The organism is Verrucomicrobiia bacterium (genome assembly GCA_035574275.1).
Taxonomy (GTDB): Bacteria; Zixibacteria; MSB-5A5; order DSPP01; family DSPP01; genus DSPP01.
On the sequence record DATLYY010000068.1, the window covers coordinates 1 to 1,627 of the forward strand.

The window sequence follows — 1,627 nt, forward strand, 5'->3', positions numbered from 1 at the left end:
GTTATCGATGGAATCAAACGTCCGGATCTGCGCCAATCCCCGGCGGCTCAAAACCATCGTGATCGCCGCCGTCAAGGTCGTCTTCCCGTGATCCACGTGCCCGATCGTCCCCACGTTCACGTGCGGCTTCGTACGCTCAAACTTCTGCTTGGACATAAGCTTTTTCTAAATTCCTTTCTTTTTCTTTGCGCGGAGAATTCAGAAACCCGAACCCTCCAAAACTCAATCAAACTTTTGGCTTAAAAGACAAAAGTTTACCCTTCGCCTTTTGGCGAAAACCCTTAATATATAAACGGCTTACCGTTTGGCAAGGGGTTTTTGGCCGTTTTTTTAAGCCATTTTGTATGCGACTGTAAATGAGGCCTTGTAAGTGGGGCAAAATTTTTTGCACTTTCCGCAAAAATTTTTGCGTTGCATTCACCGCTGACCGGTCATTTCTTTTAAGCGGCTCAGTGGTGGGAACCGCCCGGCGGCCTTTCGGCAGGTCACAGGGCGTTCAAAACCAGCACCGGAAAGCGAGGTGAGTGAAAGTCAAAACAAAATTCACACGGAATGGCTCTTGACAGCCGTTTGTCACCTTGCGTATTTAATGGATGGAACCGTAACCTTCGTTGCGAGCCGCCGCAAAGGAAAGGAGCAACTATGAAAACGTTCGGATCTAACTTAACGACCCTGCTTCTTCTTGCACTAACCTTGAGGGTGCCGGCCAATAGCCAGACGTGCGATTTTATAGAGAATATCACCCACTTCCCCGCTCAACCATCCACGCAAGACAGCATCACTATCGAAGTTACCGGCTGGTTTGGAGACTGCTGGGGATGCGCCCGAAGCGAAGACCACAACTTCGATGAGTGCACGGAGACGGAGGTTCTGGATTCATTCCGCGTGAGCGGAAACAACATCTACGTTTATTCATCTGGATATGACGGCAAGCCGGGAGATTCATCGATTCAGTGTTTCGCCGTAGTTATTCCCTTCCGGTTTCAAATAACAACCGGTCCGCTCCCAGCGGGGAATTATAGTGTCATATCGCTGATGCATCATAATTCCCTCCGCAAACCTTCCCCATTGTCTTGCATCTCCAGCTTTACGGTAGAGGGGAACTCTCCCTGCGTCTTTGGGCGGGGGGACATGAACGACGACTCCGCCTTCACGCCGGCGGACGTGGTGCTCCATTTGCGCTGCGTTTTCACCGGCAGCGGCAACTGCCACACCTGTTTTTCGGACGTGAATTGTGACGGCGAACTGCGTCCGTCTGACGTGGTATTGGAAATGAACAGGGTATTTTTGAATCAATCCTTTCCCTGTTAGCGGCCTTGTCCGGAAAAGAAAGGGCGGCTGTGCGGCTGCCCTTTCCACTAATCCATCCAGTTACTGAATAATCAAAATCTTCCCGATGTATCTCCCCTCGCTGGATTCCACGCTAAAAATATACATCCCCGCCACTGCCTTTTGAGCGTTTCGAGTGAGCAAATCCCAAAAGTCATACCCCGAATCGGAGGCGTTCGGGTCCTTGTCGTGGTTTATCTGCTGCACCAAATCACCGTCCAGGGTGTAAATGCGGATGACGCACCGCGGCGGCAGATTTACGAAGTTTATCCTTTGGCTGCTTTGGGGATGGCCGGTA

General features: G+C 50.9%; 3 protein-coding genes. 1 reads left to right on the forward strand and 2 read right to left on the reverse strand.

What is annotated here, in order from left to right; translation table 11 throughout:
• On the reverse strand, positions 1-156 hold a 156-nt coding region (locus VNL73_09340), incomplete at its 3' end, for a GTP-binding protein (GenBank protein ID HXF49608.1).
• 486 nt (positions 157-642) lie between these two features.
• Between VNL73_09340 and VNL73_09345 the strand changes: the two genes are divergently transcribed.
• Complete coding sequence (locus tag VNL73_09345) at positions 643-1,311, forward strand: hypothetical protein (GenBank protein ID HXF49609.1); 669 nt, start codon at positions 643-645, stop codon at positions 1,309-1,311.
• A gap of 60 nt (positions 1,312-1,371) precedes the next feature.
• Here the strand turns inward: VNL73_09345 and VNL73_09350 are convergent.
• Positions 1,372-1,627, reverse strand: a 256-nt coding sequence (locus VNL73_09350) for a hypothetical protein (protein ID HXF49610.1), incomplete at its 5' end; no start/stop codon positions are given.